Origin of the sequence: Pseudomonas sp. Kh14 (genome assembly GCF_900291005.1) — a bacterium.
Taxonomy (GTDB): domain Bacteria; phylum Pseudomonadota; class Gammaproteobacteria; order Pseudomonadales; family Pseudomonadaceae; genus Aquipseudomonas; species Aquipseudomonas alloputida.
This window is the reverse complement of record NZ_OLKJ01000354.1, coordinates 1-230: the sequence shown is the minus strand read 5'-3', so window position 1 is coordinate 230 and position 230 is coordinate 1. Positions and strand designations below refer to the sequence as shown.

The window sequence follows — 230 nt, the reverse complement described above, 5'->3', positions numbered from 1 at the left end:
ATCATCAACTTCGTCTTACCGGAAGGATCAACAGCGTTTATGGGATCATTCCCACAATAGGAGTATGTGTTGAGACCGCCCGCCAGGAAAGGGCTGAGCGAATCAGGCGACAGAAATCTCATTATCACTGGGTTAAAGCTACGATGGCCGTTACCTAAGAGATAACTCGAATGTGGTGCATTAAAGAGTTCACCATTAAAGCCGAGTAATGTGAGCGATAAGGGTAAGGT

1 protein-coding gene is annotated in these 230 nt (G+C 46.1%); it reads right to left on the bottom strand.

What is annotated here, in order from left to right:
* Positions 1-230, bottom strand: a 230-nt coding sequence (locus tag FQ668_RS28400) for an RHS repeat-associated core domain-containing protein (protein WP_144180912.1), incomplete at both ends; no start/stop codon positions are given.